The organism is Streptomyces sp. NPDC054765 (assembly GCF_053612065.1).
The window spans coordinates 1-23051 of the sequence record NZ_JBSHBP010000071.1 but is presented as its reverse complement, the minus strand read 5'-3'; the positions used below and the strand labels follow the sequence as shown (position 1 = coordinate 23051).

The 23051-nt window shown below is 71.0% G+C and carries 17 protein-coding genes and 1 pseudogene; 10 read left to right on the top strand and 8 right to left on the bottom strand.

Features of this window, described 5'->3' with window-relative positions; genetic code table 11:
- Position 1: 1 nt before the first annotated feature.
- From ACWGJY_RS31530 to ACWGJY_RS31515, 4 genes are all read right to left on the bottom strand, one after another.
- Positions 2-1165 carry a hypothetical protein gene (locus ACWGJY_RS31530; RefSeq protein WP_453264282.1) on the bottom strand — a complete coding sequence of 388 codons (1164 nt, stop codon included), beginning with the start codon at positions 1163-1165 and terminating at the stop codon, positions 2-4.
- Positions 1147-1887 carry an ABC transporter ATP-binding protein gene (locus tag ACWGJY_RS31525; RefSeq protein ID WP_453264281.1) on the bottom strand — a complete coding sequence of 247 codons (741 nt, stop codon included), beginning with the start codon at positions 1885-1887 and terminating at the stop codon, positions 1147-1149. Before ACWGJY_RS31525 ends, ACWGJY_RS31530 begins: the two co-directional genes overlap by 19 nt.
- Before the next feature lie 214 nt (positions 1888-2101).
- On the bottom strand, positions 2102-3463 hold the full coding sequence (locus ACWGJY_RS31520) for an aspartate aminotransferase family protein (RefSeq protein WP_453264280.1): 1362 nt from the start codon (positions 3461-3463) through the stop codon (positions 2102-2104).
- Between the two features lie 2 nt (positions 3464-3465).
- Positions 3466-3951, bottom strand: coding sequence for an Lrp/AsnC family transcriptional regulator (locus ACWGJY_RS31515; protein WP_453264279.1), 486 nt, complete (start codon positions 3949-3951; stop codon positions 3466-3468).
- 179 nt (positions 3952-4130) lie between these two features.
- On the opposite strand from ACWGJY_RS31515, the gene ACWGJY_RS31510 reads away from it, so the two are divergent.
- Positions 4131-5585 (top strand): gamma-aminobutyraldehyde dehydrogenase, encoded by a 1455-nt coding sequence (locus ACWGJY_RS31510; protein ID WP_453264278.1) that lies wholly within the window; start codon positions 4131-4133, stop codon positions 5583-5585.
- Positions 5586-5720: 135 nt separating this feature from the next.
- Complete coding sequence (locus ACWGJY_RS31505) at positions 5721-6902, top strand: ABC transporter substrate-binding protein (protein WP_453264277.1); 1182 nt, start codon at positions 5721-5723, stop codon at positions 6900-6902.
- 147 nt (positions 6903-7049) lie between these two features.
- Here ACWGJY_RS31505 and ACWGJY_RS31500 read toward each other — a convergent pair whose 3' ends face one another.
- Together ACWGJY_RS31500 and ACWGJY_RS31495 are read right to left on the bottom strand one after the other, a co-directional pair.
- Complete coding sequence (locus ACWGJY_RS31500; RefSeq protein WP_453264276.1) at positions 7050-8072, bottom strand: adenosine deaminase; 1023 nt, start codon at positions 8070-8072, stop codon at positions 7050-7052.
- Between the two features lie 124 nt (positions 8073-8196).
- Positions 8197-8310 (bottom strand): annotated as a pseudogene (locus ACWGJY_RS31495) (DUF1768 domain-containing protein); the annotation flags it as partial.
- Positions 8311-8568: 258 nt separating this feature from the next.
- Between ACWGJY_RS31495 and ACWGJY_RS31490 the strand changes: the two are divergent.
- From ACWGJY_RS31490 to ACWGJY_RS31465, 6 genes are all read left to right on the top strand, one after another.
- Positions 8569-10086 (top strand): gamma-aminobutyraldehyde dehydrogenase, encoded by a 1518-nt coding sequence (locus ACWGJY_RS31490; RefSeq protein ID WP_453264275.1) that lies wholly within the window; start codon positions 8569-8571, stop codon positions 10084-10086.
- 104 nt (positions 10087-10190) lie between these two features.
- The gene (locus tag ACWGJY_RS31485) at positions 10191-11438 is read left to right on the top strand and encodes an ABC transporter substrate-binding protein (protein ID WP_453264274.1); all 1248 of its coding nucleotides are present in this window, start codon (positions 10191-10193) and stop codon (positions 11436-11438) included.
- Between the two features lie 56 nt (positions 11439-11494).
- Complete coding sequence (locus tag ACWGJY_RS31480) at positions 11495-12658, top strand: ABC transporter ATP-binding protein (RefSeq protein ID WP_453264273.1); 1164 nt, start codon at positions 11495-11497, stop codon at positions 12656-12658.
- On the top strand, positions 12655-13599 hold the full coding sequence (locus tag ACWGJY_RS31475) for an ABC transporter permease (protein ID WP_453264272.1): 945 nt from the start codon (positions 12655-12657) through the stop codon (positions 13597-13599). The genes ACWGJY_RS31480 and ACWGJY_RS31475 overlap by 4 nt, the downstream gene beginning before the upstream one ends.
- Positions 13599-14447 carry an ABC transporter permease gene (locus ACWGJY_RS31470; protein ID WP_453264271.1) on the top strand — a complete coding sequence of 283 codons (849 nt, stop codon included), beginning with the start codon at positions 13599-13601 and terminating at the stop codon, positions 14445-14447. The genes ACWGJY_RS31475 and ACWGJY_RS31470 overlap by 1 nt, the downstream gene beginning before the upstream one ends.
- A 5-nt stretch (positions 14448-14452) precedes the next feature.
- Positions 14453-15871: an NAD(P)/FAD-dependent oxidoreductase gene (locus ACWGJY_RS31465; RefSeq protein WP_453264270.1), complete on the top strand. Its 1419-nt coding sequence runs from the start codon at positions 14453-14455 to the stop codon at positions 15869-15871.
- A gap of 291 nt (positions 15872-16162) precedes the next feature.
- Here the strand turns inward: ACWGJY_RS31465 and ACWGJY_RS31460 are convergent, their stop codons facing one another.
- Together ACWGJY_RS31460 and gabT are read right to left on the bottom strand one after the other, a co-directional pair.
- Positions 16163-16954: a phosphatase PAP2 family protein gene (locus tag ACWGJY_RS31460; protein ID WP_453264269.1), complete on the bottom strand. Its 792-nt coding sequence runs from the start codon at positions 16952-16954 to the stop codon at positions 16163-16165.
- Positions 16955-17663: 709 nt separating this feature from the next.
- Entirely contained in the window at positions 17664-19013 is a 1350-nt protein-coding gene (gene gabT / locus ACWGJY_RS31455) for a 4-aminobutyrate--2-oxoglutarate transaminase (protein WP_453264268.1), read from the bottom strand.
- Positions 19014-19291: 278 nt separating this feature from the next.
- On the opposite strand from gabT, the gene ACWGJY_RS31450 reads away from it, so the two are divergent.
- On the top strand, positions 19292-21508 hold the full coding sequence (locus ACWGJY_RS31450) for an ATP-binding protein (RefSeq protein WP_453264267.1): 2217 nt from the start codon (positions 19292-19294) through the stop codon (positions 21506-21508).
- Between the two features lie 338 nt (positions 21509-21846).
- On the top strand, positions 21847-23051 hold a 1205-nt coding region (locus tag ACWGJY_RS31445; RefSeq protein WP_453264266.1), incomplete at its 3' end, for a PucR family transcriptional regulator ligand-binding domain-containing protein.

The window sequence follows — 23051 nt, the reverse complement described above, 5'->3', positions numbered from 1 at the left end:
CTCAGTGCACCAGCGGAAGCGTGGCCATTTCCGCGACCGTCCAGGTCAGGGGGGCCAGGACGATCACCAGGGACAGGGCGCGCAGGGCCGCGGCGCGGTGCAGGACGGAGGCCGAGGCGCCCAGGCGGCGGAGGGCGGCCGTGGTGTGGGCGCGGGCCGAGCGGGATTCCAGTGCGGCGGTGAGTGCGCTGGCGGTGACACAGGCCAGGACGACGGCGGCGCCGACGGCGGTGAGCGGCCCGAAAGGACGGGAGGGTGAGGCCTCGTACACCTTCATGGCCGCGTACGCCGCGGAGGCGACCGCGCACAGGACGCCGAGCGGGCGGCCGAGGCGGTGCGACTCCTCCTGGAGCACCCGCCCGGACAGCAGGCGCAGCGCGCCGGGCCGCCCGGCGCACAGGAGCCGGCCGCACAGATGCACCAGGCCCGGACCGGCCAGCACGAGGCCGAAGGCCGACAGCGCCCAGCCGGCCAGCACGCCGGGAGGGCTGCCGACCAGCCGCCCGGGGAGCGGCAGCAGCCCGCCGTGGGCGCCGGTGCCGCGGCTGGTGTACGCCTCGATCGCCAGGCCGGCCGCGGCCAGGGCGATACCCCACGGGAGACCGGAGGGCGGGGCCGTCCTGGGGCGGGTCCCGGTCTCGTGGGAGCCGGCCTCCTGGCGGGGGCGCAGGGAGAAGGCGGTCGCGGCCGCGGCGGTCAGCGGCACGGTCGCCAGCAGCATGAGGGCGCCGACCAGCGGCACGGGGTGGCCCGCGCCGAGCAGGTCGGCGTCGAAACCTGCGGTGGACGGCCCGCCGAGGTCGCCGCGGAGACGGAGGAAGACGAGCAGGGCGAGGAGGACGCCGAGCAGACAGGTCAGGGTGGTGGAGACCGTGGCGAGCAGGGTGAGACGGAGCGGGCCCAGGCCGGCGGCGGTCATCCCGCGCTGGAGGCGGGCGGCGGGATCCGTACGGGCCGTGGACACCGCGAACTGGGCGGTGGCGGCGAGCGGGGCCGTGCACCACAGCAGGCGTACCAGTGATTCTTCGGCCGCGGACGGGTGGCCGGCGGCATGGCCGACGGTGGACAGCAGCAGGAAGCCCGTACCGGCCGCCGCGACGGCGACAAAGAGGCGGCGCAGCAGGACGAGGGGGTGAGAGCCGCGGGCTAGACGGAGAGCGAGCACGCTGCCCTGCTTTCCTCATCGGAGGCACCGGCGGTGGCGGGCGCGGCGGTCGACGGGCGGCCGTCGAGGAGCGCGAGGGACCGGTCGGCGAGCGTGGCGACCTCGGGGTCATGGGTCGCCAGGACGACGGTGATCTGGTGCGAGCGGGCCGCGGTGGTGAGGGTGCGCAGCACCTGGGTGCCGTCGGCGTGGTGCAGCGGTGCGGTCGGCTCGTCGGCGAACAGCACCTGGGGGGTGGTGGCGAGCGCGCGGGCGATGGCGACGCGCTGGCGCTGGGACTGGTCGAGGTGCCGGGGCCGGCGCCCGGCGCACATGCCGACGTCGAGGCGGTCCAGCCATTCGACGGCGGTGTGCTTGGCGGAGCGGGTGCCGGTGCCGCGGAGCAGGAGAGGCAGGGCGGCGTTCTCCCAGGCGGTGAGTTCGGGGACGAGGTGCGGTTCGGTGTCGATCCAGCCGAACCGGTCCAGACGCAGCCGCTCGCGGCTGGGGGAGGAGAGCGTGTGCACCGGGGCGCTGTTGAACCAGACCTCGCCCTCGGACGGGACGAGCTGACCGGAGAGACATTTCAGGAGGGTGGTCTTGCCGCTGCCGCGCGGGCCGGTGACGGCGAGGATCTCGCCTTCGCGGACGCCGACGGAGACACCGGCGAGGGCCGAGGTGCCGCCGTGCGTGTGGTGCAGGCCGCGGGCCCAGAGAACGTCGTTGTCAGGCGGGGCCACCATCTGCGCACCTCTTGTTGTAGGCGTCGAGCCGTTCGCCCGAGCGGGTGAACGACCATGGAGGGTATCGGTCACCAGCACGGTAAGGACTGGTGACCCCCGGTATTCGTCGCTTGGCAGCACAACGGCCCAGATTCACTCGTATGGCTTGAAGTGAGTGATTCTGGGCCGTTGGATGTTCAGTTGTGCAGTGCCGCACCTCGCGGTGCCGTGCGGATCAGAGCTTGGTCCACGCCTCGGTGAGGACGGAGCGCAGGATCTGCTCGATCTCGTCGAAGACCGGCTGGTCGGCGATCAGCGGCGGGGCGAGCTGGATGACCGGGTCGCCACGGTCGTCGGCGCGGCAGTAGAGACCGTTGTCGTACAGCGCCTTGGAGAGGAAGCCGTACAGGACGCGCTCGGTCTCCTCGTCGGTGAAGGACTCCTTGGTGGCCTTGTCCTTGACGAGCTCGATGCCGTAGAAGAAGCCGTTGCCGCGGACATCGCCGACGATCGGCAGGTCGTGCAGCTTCTGCAGCGTGCTGAGGAAGTTGCCCTCGTTGTCGAGGACGTGCTTGTTGAGGCCCTCGCGCTCGAAGATGTCGAGGTTGGCGACACCGACGGCCGCGGAGACCGGGTGGCCGCCGAAGGTGTAGCCGTGCAGGAAGGTGTTGTCGCCCTTGTAGAACGGCTCGGCCAGGCGGTCGGAGATGATGCAGGCGCCGATCGGGGAGTAGCCCGAGGTCATGCCCTTGGCGCAGGTGATCATGTCCGGGACGTAGCCGAACTTGTCACAGCCGAACATCGTGCCGAGGCGGCCGAAGGCGCAGATGACCTCGTCGGAGACGAGCAGCACGTCGTACTGGTCGCAGATCTCGCGGACCCGCCGGAAGTAGCCGGGCGGCGGCGGGAAGCAGCCGCCGGCGTTCTGCACCGGCTCCAGGAAGACCGCGGCGACGGTCTCGGGGCCCTCGAAGAGGATCTGCTGCTCAATCTGGTCGGCGGCCCAGCGACCGAAGGCCTCGGGGTCGTCGCCGTGGATCGGGGCGCGGTAGATGTTGGTGTTCGAGACCTTGTGCGCGCCGGGGACCAGCGGCTCGAAGGGGGCCTTCAGGCCGGGCAGGCCGGTGATGGACAGGGCGCCCTGCGGGGTGCCGTGGTAGGCCACCGCACGGGATATCACCTTGTGCTTCATCGGCTTGCCGGTGAGCTTGAAGTACTGCTTGGCCAGCTTCCAGGCGGTCTCGACGGCCTCGCCGCCACCGGTGGTGAAGAAGACCTTGTTGAGGTCGCCCGGGGCGTGGTGGGCGAGGCGCTCGGCAAGCTCCACCGCCTTGGGGTGGGCGTAGGACCACACGGGGAAGAAGGCCAGCTCCTGCGCCTGCTTGTAGGCGGTCTCGGCGAGCTCGACCCGGCCGTGGCCGGCGTTGACCACGAAGAGGCCGGCCAGGCCGTCGATGTAGCGCTTGCCCTTGTCGTCGTAGATGTTGGTGCCCTCACCGCGCACGATCGTGGGCACGGGGGCATTCTCGTACGACGACATGCGGGTGAAGTGCATCCACAGGTGGTCGTAGGCCGTCTTGGAGAGGTCGCCGCTCATCGTTATCTCGTTCCCCAGGTGTAGGTCTGCTTCCGGAGCTTGAGGTACACGAAGCTCTCGGTGGTCCGGACGCCGGGAAGCGTGCGGATCCGCTTGTTGATCATTTCCAGAAGATGGTCGTCGTCCTCGCAGACGATCTCGATGAGGAGATCGAAGGAGCCTGCGGTCATGACGACGTACTCGACCTCTTCCATGGTCGTCAGGGCGTCGGCCACGGGGTCGAGGTCGCCTTCGACGTTGATGCCGACCATTGCCTGCCGGCGGAAACCGACCGTGAGGGGGTCGGTGACCGCGACGATCTGCATCACGCCTTGGTCGAGCAGTTTCTGTACGCGCTGGCGTACTGCCGCCTCGGACAGGCCGACGGCCTTGCCGATTGCGGCGTACGGACGGCGCCCGTCCTCCTGGAGCTGCTCGATGATCGCCAGGGAGACGGAGTCAATCGACGGGGTTCCGGTTCTGTCATGACTGTTTCGAGAGGGCGCCACGCCGTTCACTGTGCACGAGCCTCGTCCGTCTTGCAACCCCCAGACGATGAAATTAGTCGTCTCGCGATCGAAATTGCACTGATTCCGTTGTCCCTGGGTGGCGGGTGTGTTGAAAACGTGGGTTCCATGGCTAGGCTGGATGTCCAAACCACCAGACTTCTGACTGAAGGGGGCGCACAGTGACCACCGCACTGCGTCGTCTGCGCAACTACATCGACGGGGAGTTCCGGGACGCCGCCGACGGGCGGACCACGGAGGTGGTCAACCCCGCCACGGGTGAGGCGTACGCCACCGCTCCGCTCTCGGCCGCCGCCGACGTGGACGCGGCGATGGCCGCCGCCGAGGCCGCCTTCCCCGCCTGGCGCGACCTGATCCCGGCCGAGCGCCAGAAGGTCCTGCTGAAGATCGCCGACCGCTTCGAGGAGCGGGCGGAGGAGCTGATCGCCGCGGAGTCCGAGAACTGCGGCAAGCCGATCGCGCTCGTACGGTCCGAGGAAATCCCGCCGATGGTGGACCAGATCCGCTTCTTCGCGGGTGCCGCCCGGATGCTCGAAGGCCGCGCGTCCGGCGAGTACATGGAGGGCTTCACCTCCATCATCCGCCGTGAGCCGGTCGGTGTCTGCGCCCAGGTCGCGCCGTGGAACTACCCGATGATGATGGCCGTGTGGAAGTTCGCCCCGGCGCTGGCCGCGGGCAACACCGTCGTCATCAAGCCGTCCGACACCACCCCGGCCTCCACGGTCCTGATCGCCGACATCATCGGCAGCGTGCTGGACGAACTGGGCCACTCCCGCGGCGTGTTCAACGTCATCTGCGGTGACCGCGAGACCGGCCGGCTGATGGTCGAGCACAAGGTCCCCGCGATGGCCTCGATCACCGGCTCGGTGCGCGCCGGTATGCAGGTCGCCGAGTCCGCGTCCAAGGACCTCAAGCGGGTCCACCTGGAGCTGGGCGGCAAGGCGCCGGTCGTCGTCTTCGAGGACACCGACATCGCCAAGGCCGTCGAGGACATCTCGGTCGCCGGCTACTTCAACGCCGGCCAGGACTGTACGGCCGCCACCCGCGTCCTCGTCCACGAGTCCATCCACGACGAGTTCGTCGCCGCGCTGGCCAAGGCCGCCGCGGAGACCAAGACCGGCGCGGCCGACGACGAGGACGTGCTCTACGGCCCGCTGAACAACGCCAACCAGCTGCAGCAGGTCAAGGGCTTCATCGAGCGGCTGCCGGCGCACGCCAAGATCGAGGCGGGCGGCGAACAGGTCGGCGAGAAGGGCTACTTCTTCGCCCCGACCGTGGTCTCGGGCCTCAAGCAGGACGACGAGATCGTCCAGCAGGAGGTCTTCGGCCCGGTCATCACCGTCCAGTCCTTCAGCGACGAGAAGCAGGCGCTCCAGTGGGCCAACGGCGTCGAGTACGCCCTTGCGTCCTCGGTGTGGACCAAGGACCACGCCCGCGCCATGCGGATGTCCAAGAGCCTCGACTTCGGCTGTGTGTGGATCAACACCCACATCCCGCTGGTCGCCGAGATGCCGCACGGCGGATTCAAGAAGTCCGGCTACGGCAAGGACCTTTCGGCCTACGGCTTCGAGGACTACACCCGCATCAAGCACGTGATGACCTCGCTGGACGGCTGAGCCGGCCGGACCGGCCGGCCCGGGGATCCCCCGTCGGGCGGCACCTGTCGCTCGACACACCGTCGCGGGCGGAGGCCCGGCAACAGACGCTCTGTCTCTTGCCGCCTCCGCCCGCGGCGCGTGAGAGTGCTCGCCATGGCTGATCTTTCGCGGCGTGCGCTGCTCCGAGGTATGGGCGGAACGGGTGTGACGGGGGCGCTGGCCGCCATGACCGGCTGCGGGGTGCCGCCCGCCTACGTCAAGGAGGCGGACCGCGGGGGCACGGACCGGTCGGCGCGGGACCGGAAGCTCGTCTTCGCCAACTGGCCGCTCTACATCGACGTCGACGACCACAACAAGCAGCGGCGGCCCACTCTCGACGCCTTCGAGCGGCACACCGGGATCTCCGTCACGTACACCGAGGAGATCAACGACAACGACGAGTTCTTCGGCAAGATCAGCCCCGCGCTGATGAACCACCAGAGCACCGGCCGGGATCTGATGGTCATCAGTGACTGGATGTGCGCCCGGTTCGTACGGCTGGGCTGGGTCCAGAAGATGGACCGGGCGGCCCAGCCGCATGTGGCCAAGAACCTCGATCCGCTGCTGCGCACCCCGCACTTCGACCCGGGCCGTATGCACTCGGTGCCCTGGCAGTCCGGGATCACCGGCATCGCCTACAACCGCAAGCAGCTGGGCCGGGAGATCAAGCACACCTCCGACCTGTGGAAGGACGATCTGCGCGGCCGGGTCACCCTGCTCTCCGGGCTCGATGAATCGTTCGCGCTGCTGATGCAGGGCGACGGTGTGGACATCACCCGCTGGACGGCCGACGACTTCCACCGGATGACCGACCGGATCCGCCGGCTGGTGAGCAAGGGCCACATCAGGCGGTTCACCGGCAACGACTACATCAAGGACCTGGATTCCGGGGATGTGCTCGCCGCGCAGGCCTATTCGGGCGATGTGATCCAGCTCCAGGCGGACAACCCGGACATCGAGTTCGTGGTGCCGCAGGAGGGCGCCGAACTGTGGGCGGAGAGCCTGCTGATCCCCGACCTCGCGGAGCACAAGCGCAACGCGGAGCGGCTGATCGACTACTACTACCGGCCGGAGGTGGCCGCGGAGCTGGCCGCCTGGGTCAACTATGTCTGCCCGGTACCGGCCGCGCGCGAGGTGCTGGCCTCCTCCAAGGACAAGGAACGCGCCGCACTCGCCGAGGATCCGCTGGTCTTCCCCGACGACGCGATGCGCAAGCGGCTGGCCATCGCCCGCGACATCACCTCCAAGGAGCGCACCGAATTCGCCAAGGAGTGGAACGCGATCGTGGGGTTGTAGGGGGAAGGGGGACGCGGCCCCCGCGCCGCCCGCCGCCCGCCGTCGCCCGGCCGGCTTCGGGGTATGGCCGGCTTCGGGGCACGGCCGGCTTCGGGCCACGGCCGGTGAGGCGGCGCCGGGCGGTCGGCGCGCGGCGGTCCGAGGGGGCTATCCGGGCCAGGACGCCGTGTAGGTGTCGATCTCGGCCGTCAGCCGCGCCTTGGCGGTGGTGTCCATGAAGGAGACGGCGACGGCGTTCTTCGCGAGGCCGGCCACACCGTCCGTGTCCAGGTCCAACAGCCGGGCGGCGACGCCGTATTCGGTGTTGAGGTCCGTGCCGAACATCGGCGGGTCATCGCTGTTGATGGTGACCAGCAGGCCCGCGTCGACCATCTCCTTGAGGGGGTGCTCCGCCAGGGTGCGCACCGCGCGGGTGGCGATGTTGGAGGTGGGGCAGACCTCCAGCGGGATGCGGTGCTCGGCGAGATGGGCGAGCAGCGCCGGGTCCTGGGGGGCGCTGGTGCCGTGGCCGATGCGCTCGGCGCGGAGGTCGGTGAGCGCGTCCCAGATCGTGCCGGGGCCCGTGGTCTCCCCGGCGTGGGGTACGGAGTGCAGACCGGCGGCGAGGGCGCGGTCGAAGTACGGCTTGAACTGCGGGCGGGGGACGCCGATCTCGGGGCCGCCCAGCCCGAACGACACCAGGCCCTCGGGCCGCAGGTCGCACGCGATACGGGCGGTCTCCTCGGCGGCCTCCAGGCCCGCCTCGCCGGGGATGTCGAAGCACCAGCGCAGCACCACGCCCAGCTCCGACTCCGCCGCCTTGCGGGCGTCCTCGATGGCCTCGACGAATGCGGCGTCGGGGATACCTCGGCTGGTCGAGCTGAAGGGGGTGACGGTCAGTTCGGCGTAGCGGATGTGCTGCCGGGCCATGTCCCGGGCGACCTCGTACGTCAGCAGCCGGACGTCCTCGGCGTTGCGGATCAGGTCCACGACGGAGAGATAGACCTCGATGAAGTGCGCGAAGTCGCGGAAGGTGAAGTAGTCGGCCAGCGCTTCGGGGTCGGTGGGGACGCCGGAGTCGGGGTGCCGCGCCGCCAGCTCGGCGACGATCCGCGGTGAGGCCGATCCGACGTGGTGGACGTGCAGTTCCGCCTTGGGCAGGTCCGCAATGAAGGCATCGAGATCGGACAACGGTTCCTCCTGGTCAAGGGGTGCGCCGGAGTGCGCGGAGGGGCCTTGTCATGCTAAGCGGGTCCGGGGCGGGAGCGGGGCACAGGTCCGCACACCGGACCTCGCCGAGGCAGCCCCGGCCCGGCTACGACCGGGGGCCAAACTCCTCGCGCAGTATCTGCCGCGCCGCCATCACCGCGAACCCCAGCAGATTCAGGCCCCGCCGGCGCGCCGGGCCGGCGGCCCGCTCGTCATCGGCCGTGCGCGGCCCGTCCGCGGCGCGCCCGCCGCTGATCCCCGTGGTGTCGTGCAGCATGCCGGGATTCTGTCAGTGGGCACTGACAACGTGTCGGGGCCCGCGCCGCGCGAATCGCAGAATTCGTCGCGTAACCAAAAGGAAACAACGGAATCCCTTGTTGAGACCCTTCTACTCTGTCAAGATCAGCCATCGATTCCGGAAATAGCTACGCCAGGCAGTGCCGCTGAGCGGCCCCCGTGCCCGGCGGAGGAGAGCACCATGGATCACCGATTCGATGCCACCGAGCGATTCGCCGCGGGCGCCCAATTCATCGCAGGCAGTCTCCAAAGTGGCAGTTCCGGCCGTACCCAGGACGTCGTGGACCCGGCGACAGGCGAGACCGTGTACTCCTACGAACTCGCAGGTACGGCGGATGTGGACGCCGCCGTGCAGGCCGCGGAGCGGGCGTTTTCGGTGTGGGGCGGTGCCACGCCGGGCGAGCGCTCCGACACCCTGCACGCCTTCGCCGCCGCGCTCGCCGAGGACGCCGACGATCTCGCCGCTGCCGAATCACTGAACTGCGGAAAGCCGATCAAGCTCAGCAATGAGTTCGACGTACCGGGTTCGATCGACAACGCCGCCTTCTTCGCGGGCGCCGCCCGCCATCTGGAGGGCAAGGCGGCCGGCGAGTACAGCGCCGATCACACCTCCGTGATCCGTCGCGAGCCCATCGGCGTCGTCGGCTCCATCGCACCGTGGAACTATCCGCTGCAGATGGCCGCCTGGAAGGTGCTGCCGGCCATCGCCGCGGGCAACACCATCGTCCTCAAGCCCGCCGAGATCACCCCGTTCACCTCGCTGCTGTTCGCGCAGGCCGCCCGGCGCGCGGGGCTCCCGGACGGCGTCATCAACATCATCTCCGGGGCGGGCAGGGACGCCGGTGAGCACCTGGTGGGCCACCGCTCCGTCGCCATGACCTCCTTCACCGGCTCGACCGGCGTCGGCAAGCGGGTCGCCGAGATCGCCACCGGCACCGTCAAGCGGCTGCATCTCGAACTCGGCGGCAAGGCCCCCTTCGTCGTCTTCGACGACGCGGACCTGGCGGCCGCCGTCCACGGAGCGGTCGCCGGATCGCTGATCAACACCGGCCAGGACTGCACCGCCGCGACCCGCGCCTACGTCCAGCGCCCGCTCTACGACGCCTTCGTCAGCGGCGTCGCCGATCTGATGGCGACCGTGCGGCTCGGCGACCCCTTCGACCCGTCCACCGACCTGGGCCCGCTGATCTCGCACGCCCAGCGCGACCGGGTGGCCGGCTTCGTCGACCGGGCACGCGGCTACGCCACCGTCGTCACCGGCGGCGAGGCACCCCAGGGGGAGCTGGCCAAGGGCGCGTACTACCGCCCCACGCTGATCGCCGGGGCCGCCCAGGACAGCGAGATCGTGCAGTCCGAGATCTTCGGCCCGGTGCTGGTCGTGCTGCCCTTCGACAGCGACGACGAGGGCATCGCGCTGGCCAACGACACCCCCTACGGGCTCGCCGCCTCCGCCTGGAGCCGGGACGTCTACCGCACCGGCCGCGCCACCCGCGAGATCCACGCGGGCTGCGTCTGGGTCAATGACCACATCCCGATCATCAGCGAGATGCCGCACGGCGGCGCGAAGGCCTCCGGCTTCGGCAAGGACATGTCGGCCTACTCCTTCGAGGAGTACACCCAGGTCAAGCACGTCATGTACGACAACACCGCGGTGGCCCGCAAGGACTGGCACCGCACGGTCTTCGGGGACCGCCCGTAAGGGACACCCCCGCGGGCCCCAAGGGGCCCTGCCTGCGGCCGGCGCCGCGCGGCATCGTCACCACCGGCCGAGCGCCGGGCTCATCCCCTGAAAGGGCACCGCGCATGGAGCACCACGAGCAGCCCGAACCCCTGTCCTCGGCCGAACTCACCGCCATGCGCCGCAGCGCGACCAACGGGCGGCTCGCCATGACCCGCCGCTCCCTGCTGCGTGCGAGCGGTGCCATGGCGGCCACGATCGGCGGCCTCGGCGCCCTGGCGTCCTGCGGTATCCCGCCGGCCGGCCGTACGGACGCCGGCCGTTCCGAGGACCACTCCGGAGCGGAGAAGCGCCTCAACTTCTCCAACTGGACCGAGTACATGGACGTCAGCGCGGACGGCAAGCACCGGCCGACGCTGGACCTGTTCACCCGGCGCACCGGCATCGCCGTGAAATACACCGAGGACATCAACGACAACGACGAGTTCTTCGGCAAGATCCAGGCGCAGCTCGCGGCCGGCCAGGACACCGGCCGCGATCTGATCGTGCTCACCGACTGGATGTGCGCACGGATGATCTCCCTCGGCTGGATCCAGGAGCTGGACCCGGCCCATCTGCCGCACGCCTACGCCAACCTCTCCGCGCAGTACCGCAACCCCGCCTGGGACCCCGGCCGCGCCCACTCCTACGTCTGGCAGGGCATCCCGGCCCTCATCGCGTACAACAAGAAGGCCACCGGCGGGAAGAAGGTCGACTCCGTCAGCCAGCTGCTGGAGGACCCGCAGCTCAAGGGCCGGGTCGGCTTTCTCTCCGAGATGCGCGACAGCGTCGGCCTGACCCTGCTGGACATGGGCAAGCGGCCCGAGGACGTCACCGCGGACGACTACGACGCGGCCCTCGCCCGGCTCCAGAAGGGCGTCGACTCCAAGCAGATACGCCGCTTCACCGGCAACGACTACACCACCGACCTGGACAAGGGCGACCTCGCCGCCTGCGTGGCCTGGGCCGGCGACATCGTCCAGCTCCAGAGCGACAACCCGGACATCGCCTACGCCATCCCCAAGGCCGGCTACATGACGTCCACCGACAACCTCATGGTGCCGAACAAGGCCCGCCACAAGCAGAACGCCGAACGGCTCATCGACTACTTCTACGAGCCGAAGGCGGCGGCCCGGCTCGCGGCGTACATCAACTACGCCTGCCCCGTCGACGGTGTCCGCGACGAACTCGCCAAGATCGACAAGAAGGCGGCGGACAACCCGCTGATCCTGCCGGACCAGGCGATGGCCGCCCGCTCCCACTCCTTCCGGGCGCTGACCGCCAAGGAGAACAAGGAGTTCAGCCAGAAGTTCTCCGACCTCACCGGGGCCTGATCCCCCACCCTGGCCCGCCCGAGCCGTTTCGCCCTCCGACCCACGGGACGACCGACATGACCCACACCGCGCCCCCCCAGAGCAGTGGCGGCGACGTCCGCCTCCACGGGATAAGCAAAACCTACGGCTCCTTCACCGCCGTCCACCCGCTCGACCTGACCGTCCCCGCGGGCTCCTTCTTCGCGCTGCTGGGCGCCTCGGGCTGCGGCAAGACCACCACCCTGCGCATGATCGCCGGGCTGGAGGAGCCCACCACCGGCACCGTCGAACTCTCGGGCCGGGACGTCACCGTCCTGCCGCCGTACAAGCGGCAGGTCAACACCGTCTTCCAGAACTACGCGCTCTTCCCGCACCTGGACATCTACGAGAACGTCGCCTTCGGGCTGCGCCGCCGCGGCATCAAGTCCGTCAAGAAGCAGGTCGAGGAGATGCTCGACCTCGTCCAGCTCGGCCCGATGGCGCGCCGCAGGCCGCAGCAGCTCTCCGGCGGCCAGCAGCAGCGCGTCGCGGTCGCCCGCGCGCTGATCAACCACCCGCAGGTACTACTGCTCGACGAGCCGCTCGGCGCCCTCGACCTCAAGCTGCGCCGCCAGATGCAACTGGAGCTCAAGCGCATCCAGACCGAGGTCGGCATCACCTTCGTGCACGTCACCCACGACCAGGAGGAGGCCATGACGATGGCCGACACCGTGGCCGTGATGAACGGCGGCCGGGTCGAACAGCTCGGTGCCCCCGCCGACCTCTACGAGAACCCCGCCAGCACCTTCGTCGCCAACTTCCTGGGCACCTCCAACCTCATCGAGGCCGAGGTCGTCGAGGCCGGCGCCGAGGAACTGCTCGTCAGGGCCGGCGACGCCACACTGCGGCTGCCCGCCGGCCGGTGCAGCGCCACCGCCCGCACCGGCGAGAAGGTGCTCGCCGGAGTACGGCCCGAGAAGGTGGCCCTGGCGCACGCCGACGACGCCGGGTCCCTCGCCGAAGGCCGCAACCGGCTGCCCGCGCGCATCAAGGACGCCAGCTTCATCGGCGTCTCCACGCAGTACGTCATCGAGGCCCCGGGCCTGGGCGAACTCGCCGTCTACGAGCAGAACATCGAGCGCGACGGGCGACTGGTCCCCGGCGCCGAGGTCGTACTGCACTGGAGCCCGGCGCATACCTTCGGGCTGGACGCCGGGCAGGACATCCAGGCCGGCGCGGACCTCGACGAGGAGGCCGCGTGACCACGACCGAGACGCCCGCGCCACCGGACCGGTCGGCCGAGGACGGGACCGAGCCGCTCCGGATCCATAAGACCCCCGCCCGCAAGCGGCTCGTCCCCTACTGGCTGCTGCTGCCCGGCATCCTGTGGCTGATCGTCTTCTTCGCCGCCCCGCTGGTCTACCAGGCGTCGACCTCGGTCCAGACCGGCTCCCTCGAAGAGGGCTTCAAGGTCACCTGGCACTTCGCGACGTACTGGGACGCGCTCGGCGAATACTGGCCGCAGTTCGTCCGCTCGGTGGGCTACGCCGCCGTCGCCACCGCGCTCTGCCTGCTCCTGGGCTACCCGCTGGCCTACCTCATCGCCTTCAAGGCCGGGCGCTGGCGGAACGTCGTGATGATCCTGGTCATCGCGCCGTTCTTCACCAGCTTCCTGATCCGCACGCTCGCCTGGAAGACGATCCTGGCCGACAGCGGACCGGTCGTCGGCGTCCTGAACTCGCTGCACATCCTGGACGTCACCAGCTGGCTGGGCATCACCGAAGGGCAGCGGGTGCTGGCCACCCCGCTCGCGGTGGTCTGCGGACTCACCTACAACTTCCTGCCGTTCATGGTCCTGCCGCTCTACACCTCGCTGGAGCGCATCGACCCGCGCCTCCACGAGGCCGCCGGTGACCTCTACGCCCGCCCGGCCACCACCTTCCGCCGGGTGACCTTCCCGCTGTCCATGCCCGGCGTCGTCGCCGGCACCCTGCTCACCTTCATCCCGGCGGCCGGTGACTACATCAACGCCGAACTGCTGGGCTCCACGGACCAGAAGATGATCGGCAACGTCATCCAGTCGCAGTTCCTGCGGGTCCTGGACTACCCGACCGCCGCCGCCCTCTCCTTCCTCCTCATGGCGGCCATCCTCGCCATGGTCACGATCTACATCCGCAAGTCCGGGACGGAGGATCTGGTCTGATGGCCGTCCACGAGACCACCGACGCCACCGCGGCCCGCACCCCGAACCGGGGCCTGCGCCTGCTGCGCCGCCACATCATCACGATCGCGGGCCTCGCCACGCTGGGCTATCTGATCCTGCCCAACATCGTGGTGATGGTCTTCTCCTTCAACAAGCCCAACGGCCGCTTCAACTACCAGTGGCAGCGCTTCTCCACGGACGCCTGGAGCGATCCGTGCGGCGTCGCCGACCTGTGCGGTTCGCTCGGCCTGAGCCTGCAGATCGCACTGTGGGCCACGATCGGCGCGACCGTTCTCGGCACCATGATCGCGTTCGCGCTGGCCCGCTACCGTTTCCGCGCCCGCTCCGGCGTCAACACCCTGATCTTCCTGCCGATGGCGATGCCCGAGGTCGTCATGGCCGCCTCGCTGGCGACCCTCTTCCTCAACATGGGCATCCAGTTCGGCTTCTGGACGATCCTCATCGCGCACATCATGTTCTGCCTGAGCTTCGTGGTCACCGCCGTCAAGGCCCGGGTGATGAGCATGGACCCGCGGCTGGAACAGGCCGCCCAGGACCTCTACGCCTCACCCGTCCAGACCTTCCTGCGGGTGACACTGCCGATCGCCGCCCCCGGCATCGCGGCCGGTGCCCTGCTGTCCTTCGCCCTGTCCTTCGACGACTTCATCATCACCAACTTCAACGCCGGCTCCACCGTGACCTTTCCCATGTTCGTCTGGGGATCGGCACAGCGGGGCACTCCCGTTCAGATCAATGTCATCGGCACGGCGATGTTCCTGGTCGCCGTGTTGTGCGTAGTCGTGGGCCAGCTGGCCGGAGCCCGCCGCAAGAGGAGCAAAAGGAGCTGAGAACCATGGCACGAGCTGCCATGACCCCGTCCGCCGCGCATGCACTGGCGGACGCCGAACCCACCCCCTTCTGGCTGACCGACCCGGACCGCCCGGCGGCCCGGCCCGCCCTGGTCGGCGACGAGACCTGCGATCTGCTGGTCGTCGGCGGCGGCTACTCGGGGCTGTGGACCGCCCTGATCGCCAAGGAACGCGACCCCCAGCGCGATGTCGTCCTGATCGAGGGCGCCGAGATCGGCTGGGCGGCCTCCGGACGCAACGGCGGCTTCTGCGCGGCCTCCCTCACCCACGGCCTCGGCAACGGCCTGGCCCGCTGGCCGGACGAACTGGCCACCCTCGAAGAGCTCGGCATCCGCAACCTAGACGCCATCGAGGAGGCCGTCACCCGCTACGGCATCGACTGTGCCTTCGAGCGCACCGGCGAGATCGACATCGCCACCGAACCCCACCAGATCGCCGAGCTCAAGGAGTTCGCCGAGGACGCCGCGGGGCTCGGCCTCGACCGGCACACCTTCCTCGACGAGGACGAGATGCGCGCCCAGGTCGACTCGCCGACCTTCCGGGCCGGCCTGTGGGACCGCGACGGCGTCGCCATGCTCAACCCGGCCCGCCTCGCCTGGGGCCTGAAACAGGCCTGCCTCGGCCTCGGCGTCCGCATCTACGAGCGCACCCGGGCCACCGACCTCGCCTCCGACGGCGTGGGCATGGCCGTCCGTACGCCCTACGGCCGGGTCTTCGCCCGCCATGTCGCGCTCGGCACCAACGCCTTCCCGTCGCTGGTCAAGCGGGTCCGCCCGTACATCGTCCCGGTCTACGACCACGCCCTGATGACCGAGCCGCTGTCCGACGCACAGCTCGCCGCCCTCGGCTGGAAGAACCGTCAGGGCCTCGCCGACTCCAACAATCACTTCCACTACTTCCGCATCACCGCCGACAACCGCATCCTGTGGGGCGGCTACGACATCGTCTACCGCTACGGCGGCGGTGTGCGCGCCGAGTTCGACCACCACCCGGCCACCTACGAGAAGCTCGCCCGGCACTTCTTCCGCTGCTTCCCGCAGTTGGAGGGGCTGCGCTTCACCCACACCTGGGGCGGCGCCATCGACACCTGCTCCCGCTTCTCGGCGTTCTTCGGCACCGCACACACCGGCCGGGTCGCCTACGCCGCCGGCTACACCGGTCTCGGCGTGGGCGCCACCCGCTTCGGCGCCGAGGTGATGCTCGATCTGCTCGCCGGTGAGCGCACCGAGCGCACCGAGCTGGAGATGGTCCGCAGCAAGCCGCTGCCCTTCCCGCCGGAGCCGCTGCGGTGGGCCGGCATCGGGATCACCCAGTGGTCGATGACCCGGGCCGACGCCCACGGCGGCCGCCGCAATCTGTGGCTGAAGGCCATGGACAAGGCCGGCCTCGGCTTCGACAGCTGACGCCCGACGGAGGGCGGGCGAACGGGAGTTACCCGCCCTCCGCGCGCGGCCTCCGGCGGCCGCGCGCGGCCCGGTCGGCCCGGTGCCGCCACGTGTGCCCGGTGCGGCAACGAGCCCGCGGCGGCCGGGACAGCACAGGGCAATACTGCGTGCGATCGCAAGGCGGAGGAGGGAGTCGACGCGGAGCGTCGGCGAGTGACGACAACGCGGGTGGGGGTCCCCCCGCGCCGCTCAGGCGTGGGGGAGTGCGTGCCAGACCCCGCGAGCCCGCCATGATCCAAACGACACCGCCTAGGGCCCGTGCGGCCCTGCCCCGGCGCACACCCGGTGGCGCACCGCCGGGCCCCCGCCCCCGGACCACCGGTCGCACACCGCACACCACACCGCGAGCAGCACCCCGGCCAGGCACCAGCTGCCGAGCACATCCAGCGGCCAGTGATAGCCCCGGCGCACCAGGCCGATGCCGACGCCCACGTTGAGCAGGACGACGACCCCGACAGCGGCCGTGCCCGCGGCCGTGACCGCCGGAGCGTGCCGGGGGGTGGTCGCGCTGTCGCTGTCGCTGTCGCTGTCGCCGTCGTCGGCCCGGATCCGCCGCGGGCCCCGGGTCAGCAACAGCGCGGCCACGCCGTACGCCACGGCCGCCGTGGCACCGTGGCCCGACGGATAGAACCCGTCGTGCGCACCACCGCCCATCTGCGGCGGACCCGGCCGGTCGAGCCACAGTTTGAGCGGGACGACCAGCGCCGGCAGCGCGGCCAGTGCGAGGCCGGCGGCGAGCGGCGGCAACCACCAGCGCCCCGGCCCGGCGCCACCGGCCGCCTCCCCGCCGCCGTGGTGCCCTTCCTGAGCTTCCGCCGCTTCCCGCCACCGCTGCCGTCCCTGCCACCCCTGCCACCCCGTCCCCACCATGACGACCAGCAGTACCGGCAGCGCCACGACCGTATTGCCGAGATCGGCGAAGAACCCGGCGAGCCCGGAGGGGATGCCGCCGGCCGTGGCGAGGGTGCGGCCCAGCCGTTCGTCGAGGGTGCGCAGCGGGCCATGAGCGGCCACCTGCCAGGTGAGCGCGGCGAAGAGCAACGCACTCAGCAGGGCGGCCGACAGCGCCGGGAAACGACGGGGGCCGTGGCCCGTCGGGTCCGGGGAGCTCGAAAAAAGGGGCGGCCGCCTCGGAACAGGGGGGGTGGTTCCGAGGCGGCCGCGCTGACCGGTGTTCCGCGCGCCCCGGGGGGTATGGGGCGGGCGGACATCCGATCGGTGAGGATTCCCGGAACCAGAGGCTCCGGTGTTGTGCGCGAGGGCACGGCCTGATCGGAACCGGGGAAGCGCCGACCGGGCGTCGCCCGCAGTCCCCTGCGGGCGGGGTGTTTCTCTCATCTGCCGAAACCGTACGGCACGGCGAGCGCGCCCGACAGCCGCATTACCCGGCCGCCATCGGCCCCGCACATCTTCTTCACGCCATGCCTCCAGTTACGCGCGTCCACACGGAAATGAGCGCAGAAATAGGTACACAAAGGGTTACGTACCTGTGTGCGAACGGGGGCGTGGGCGGGGGTGTGCGCGGGGGCGCGGCCCCCGCGCGCAACGGCCCCTGCCCGCCATACGATCCCTGCCCGCCATGCGACGACCCCGGCCCGCGATACGGGCACGTCCCGCAAACGGCAGGGCAGGCACGGCACGGCCCGGGGCACAGCAGGCACAGCAGGCACGGCACGGCCCGGGACACGGAACGAGCCGTGTCCCGGGCCGTGCCGGGGTTCTCCGGCGGAGCGCCGCCGGCGCGCTCCGCTCAGAGTGCGGCGAAGGCGCCTTCGAGGATGTCCAGACCCTCGTTGAGCAGGTCCTCGCCGATGACCAGCGGCGGCAGGAAGCGCAGCACATTGCCGTACGTACCGGTCGTCAGGACCAGCAGACCCTCCTGGTGGCAGGCCTTGGCGAGGGCGCCGGTGGCCTCCGGGTTCGGGTCCTTGGAACCGGACTTGACCAGCTCGATCGCGATCATCGCGCCGCGTCCCCGGACCTCGCCGATGATGTCGTACTTCTCCGCGAGCGCGGTCAGCCGCGCCTTCATGATCTCGCCGATCCGGCGGGCCTTGGCGTTGAGGTCCTGCTCGCGCATGGTCTCGATCGAGCCCAGCGCCGCGGCGCAGGCCACGGGGTTGCCGCCGTAGGTGCCGCCCAGGCCGCCCGCGTGCGCGGCGTCCATGATCTCGGCGCGGCCGGTGACGGCGGCCAGCGGCAGACCGCCGGCGATGCCCTTGGCGGTGGTGATCAGGTCCGGGACGACGTTCTCGTCCTCGCACGCGAACCACTGGCCCGTGCGGCAGAAGCCGGACTGGATCTCGTCCGCGACGAAGACGATGCCGTTCTCCTTCGCGAAGTCCGCGATCGCGGGCAGGAAGCCCTTGGCGGGCTCGATGAAGCCGCCCTCACCGAGCACCGGCTCGATGATGATCGCCGCGACGTTCTCCGCGCCGATCTGCTTGGTGATCTGCGAGATGGCCTGGTCGGCGGCCTCCTGCGCACAGTTCTCCGGGCCGGTCAGCCAGCGGTAGGGGTAGGCCAGCGGGACGCGGTAGACCTCGGGCGCGAACGGGCCGAAGCCGTGCTTGTACGGCATGTTCTTGGCGGTGAGCGCCATCGTCAGGTTCGTCCGGCCGTGATAGCCGTGGTCGAAGACGACGACCGCCTGGCGCTTGGTGTACGCGCGGGCGATCTTGACGGCGTTCTCGACGGCCTCCGCGCCGGAGTTGAACAGCGCCGACTTCTTCGCGTGATCGCCCGGCGTCAGCTCGGCCAGCTGCTCACAGACCTCGATGTAGGGCTCGTACGGCGCCACCATGGCGCAGGTGTGGGTGAAGGCCGCCAGCTGTGCGGTGGCCCGGCGGACGACCGCCTCCGCGCTGTTGCCGACCGAGGTCACCGCGATGCCGGAGCCGAAGTCGATCAGTGAGTTCCCGTCCACGTCCTCCAGGACGCCGCCGCCCGCGCGCTTGACGAAGACGGGCAGCACGGCACCGACACCGGCGGCCACCGTGGCCTGCTTGCGGGCCCACAGCTCCTGCGACTTCGGGCCGGGGATCGCGGTGACGACGCGACGCTCCTGGGGGAGGGACGGGCCTCCGGACAGTTCGGTCATGGCAGTCTCCTGGGGGTGGAACGGGGGACGTACAAAGGTGTTGTTCTCGCAGGCTAGGCGCGTCCGGCCGGGTGTGGCATGTTCCGTTCGGGAGAAGTGCGCGTGTTGCCTTGTCCGCACCGGACATAGCGACGGCCCGGGGCCAGTAGATTGAGCGACGGCGTGCCCGGCAGCGGCGGACACCGGCACGGGCATGACAATGGCACGGCGGCCGCACGACGCGTCCGTCCGCGTCACGATGCGGCAGGCCACGGCTCAAGGGGGACAAGGGGCACCGGATGGACACCGAGGGCACGCACGACGCACAGCACACCGCTCCCCAGCCGTCAGACGGAGGGCAGCGACCCGAACCCACGGTGCCGCGCCCCGCGGCACCGTCCGCCCCGCCGGCCACCGGGCCACGCACCCCGCCACCGCCCGCCGCCCCGCCGACCGTGCCGGCCGTGCCCGCCAACCCTCCGGGCACTGCACCCCGCGGCCCCGCGGCCCCCGAGCCCCCGCTGATGAACTGGCTGCGCACCCCGCGCGCGGGCGCCGCGCCCGGCATCTGGACCTACGGTCACCGGCCCCGGGCCGTGCAGGAGCCCGACCGGGTCCCCGGACGGCAGCTGATCAGCGGCGCGGTGATCTCGTTTCTGTGCGGGTGGCTGCTGTGGTCGTTGCTGTGGAACGGATATCTCGGCGGCTACTGGCTCTGGCCGCTGCTGCTGCTCACGCCGGACTCCTGGCGGGAGGCCGGCGGCGACAAGATGGTCTACGTCTGGGCCACCTACCTCTACTACGGGCTGGTGCTGGCGCTTCTGGCCGTCGCCTTCGGCCGTATGGGCCGCTGGCCGGAGCTCGTCCGCCGGTTTCTGCGGCCGGTCCTCGGCCGCTTCCGCCGTCGCGCCCCCGCCGTCCCCAAGCCCCCGCCCGCCGCCGACCGGGCGCAGTGGCCCGACCTGCGGGCGCACGGTGCCGCGGACGCCGCCGACATGCTCGCCGCCGAGGCGCGGTCCGGCCGGATGAACGATGTGGATGTGGCCAGGATCGAGCGCGCCTGGCGCTCGGTGCGGTCCGGCAAGAACTCCCTGGCCTCCTTCACCGACACCGTGCTCCGGCACGGTGCGGCGGCCTGTGCGCACCCCTCGGGGCGGCGCGACCTGCCCCGCCGGACCGCCGCGCACGATCTGCTCGCCCATCAGGTCCGCATCGGCACCGCCGCCGACCATCTCCGCAACCCGTATCAGCACCGCGGTGTCGGATGCGCCCTGGATCCGGGGGTGTTGGGCACCTCGCTGCTGGCCGTCGGGCCGGCCGGGAGCGGTAAGACCACCCGGGTCGTCAAGCCGGTGGTGGAGTCGATGTGCCTGCAGGCGCTGGCCGGGCAGTCCGCGGTGATCGTCATCGGCCCCGCCGGATCCGATTTCGGCCCTGACGACGCGTTCGATGTGGTGGTCAGGGTCGGCCGCCCGGATCCGGACTGCGACCTCGACCTGTACGGCGGCACCACCGACCCCGACGAAGCGGCGGGCATCCTTGCGGAGGCACTGGTCGGTGATCTCGCCGAGCAGCTGCCCGGTGGTGACAGCCGCCGCGCCGCGACCACGCTGGCCCAACTGCTCGGCCCCTTCCGGGCCGCCCACGACCGTTTCCCCACCGTTCCCGAGCTGCGCGAACTGCTGGACGGCGCGCCCCGGGCGATGTCCGCGCTGCGCACCGCCCTGCAGGACGGGGGTGCCCACACCCTGCTGCGCGAACTGGACGCCCGGGTACGTCAGTCGGAGCGTCCGGGCGATCCCGGCGTCCTCCTCGCCGACCGCATCGCCCTCCTGGACCGGCCCGCCTTCGCGGCGTTCTTCGACCCCACAGGAAGCACCCGCCAGGTCTCCCTGCGTGCCCTCGACCATCCGCTGCGGGTCCGTATCGAACTGCCCGAGCGCGGCCACGCGGAAGCGTCACGGATCCTCGCCCGGCTGGTTCTGGCGCAGTTCACCGAGTGTGCGGTGGCCCGCGGTGACCGTTCGCTCTTCGCCTGCCTGGTCGTCGACGAGGCCGCACACACGATCACGGCGGAGGCGCTGCGTGGCCTCCAGCGGCTGCGCTCGGCGAACGCCGGCGCGGTGCTGACACTGCGCTCCCTGGACGACGTCCCCGACGCGCTGCGCGGCACACTGCTCGGCACCGTCGGCTGCCGGATGGCATTCGCGGGTGTGACGACGTGGGACGGCGCCCGGTTCGCCGAGGTGTGGGGCAAGGAATGGGTGGAGACCCGTGATGTAACGGACCGTCAGATCATTGCGGAGGGCGCCGCGATGAAGGCGTTCCACATCTTCCGCCACCTGGTCACCGGCAAGGCGGTCACGGCGAAGGCCGTCACCGTACGCACGGTGGAGCGCGAACGCTGGTCCGCCTCCGATCTGGCCAACTCCGTTCCTCCCGGCCATGCCGTCCTCTCCGTCACCTCCGTGGCCGGGGAGCATGCGCCGCCGGTGCTGGTGGATCTGCGGTCCTGAGGTGGGCGGATGGATCTGCGGTCCTGAGGGCGGCGGAGGATTTTGGTGGTGAGGGTGGCGGACGGGGAGCAGGGGGCGTTCCCGGGTGCGCCGTCGCGGGGGCGTGCTGCGGCGGCGGGCGGACTTGTCCGGTCCGGAGCTCCCCCGGATTCCTCCGCTGAGGCAGAATCGACACTGGCCGTTCATACGAGGCGGCGCAAATAATCGGTCATCGATCGGTCGTCGATCGGTCGTCGACAGTTATCGATCGGTCAGTCGTCGATCGGTCGGTGATCGACCGGTCAGTGATCGGTTGTCGACCGGTCGTCCCTCGCAGTCGTCGACGTCATGAAGGTCCCATGCCGCACACCCTCGCTTCCCTGGTCAACCACACCGCGCTCAAGCTGACCGTGCTCGCGGGCGAGGACCGGCTGGATGTTCCGGTGCGCTGGGCGCACGCCAGTGAGCTGATCGATCCGGTGCCCTACATGGAGGGCGGGGAGCTGCTGCTGATCACCGCGCTCAAGCTGGACGCGCAGGACGCGGAGGCGACCCGCAGGTATGTGCGGCGGGTCGCGGAGGCCGGGGTCGTCGGGCTGGGCTTCGCGGTCGGGGTCAATTACGAGGGCGTGCCGACGGCCCTGGTCGAGGCGTCCGCCGAGCAGGGGCTGCCGCTGCTCGGGGTGCCCCGCAGGACACCGTTCATCGCGATCAGCAAGGCGGTCTCGGCCGCCGTCGCCGCCGACCAGTACCGCGCGGTGACCGCGGGGTTCGAGGCCCAGCGGGAGCTGACCCGGGCGGCGCTCAGCGCCGAGGGGCCGGCCGAGCTGCTGGCCCGGCTCGCGGCACACCTGGACGGCTGGGCCGCGCTCTATGACGCGTCGGGCGCGGTGGTGGCCGCCGCCCCCGACTGGGCGGCCCGCCGCGCGGCCCGGTTCGCCGACGACGTCGGGCGGCTGCGCGAGCGGCCCGCACCCGCCAGCTCGGTCGTCAGTGACGCGGAGGGCGACGACCGGGTCGAGCTGCAGTCGCTGGGTACCGGACGCCGGGCCCGCGGGGTGCTCGCGGTCGGTACGGCGGCGCCGCTCGGCACGGCCGAGCGCTATGCCGTGCACTCCGCGGTCGCGCTGCTCACCCTGACCACCGAGCGGTCCCGGGCACTGCAGGACGCCGAGCAGCGGCTCGGCGCCGCGGTGCTCAAGATGCTGCTGGCGGGGGAGCCGGACCACGCCCGCGCGGTGGCGGGCCGGCTCTACGGCGGGCTGCTGGACGCGCCGTTCCGGATGGTGGTCGCGGAGCCGGTGGCCGGTGAGGAGCAGGCCACCGTGGCGTCCGCGGGTGCGGGGGCCACCGGGGTCCTCGACGGGCTTGCCGATGCGATGGACTCCGCGGCCGCGCGGACCGGTGAGGCGGTGCTCGCCGTGCCGGACGGCGGCCGGCTGATCGTGCTGGTCGCGGACGGCGGGGCGGCCGCGGAGGCCTGTGCCGCGTACGCCGCCGAGGCCGAGGCCCGCGCCGGCCGGCAGCCGCGGGCGCGCGGCCGGGCGGGCCGGGCGGGCCGGGC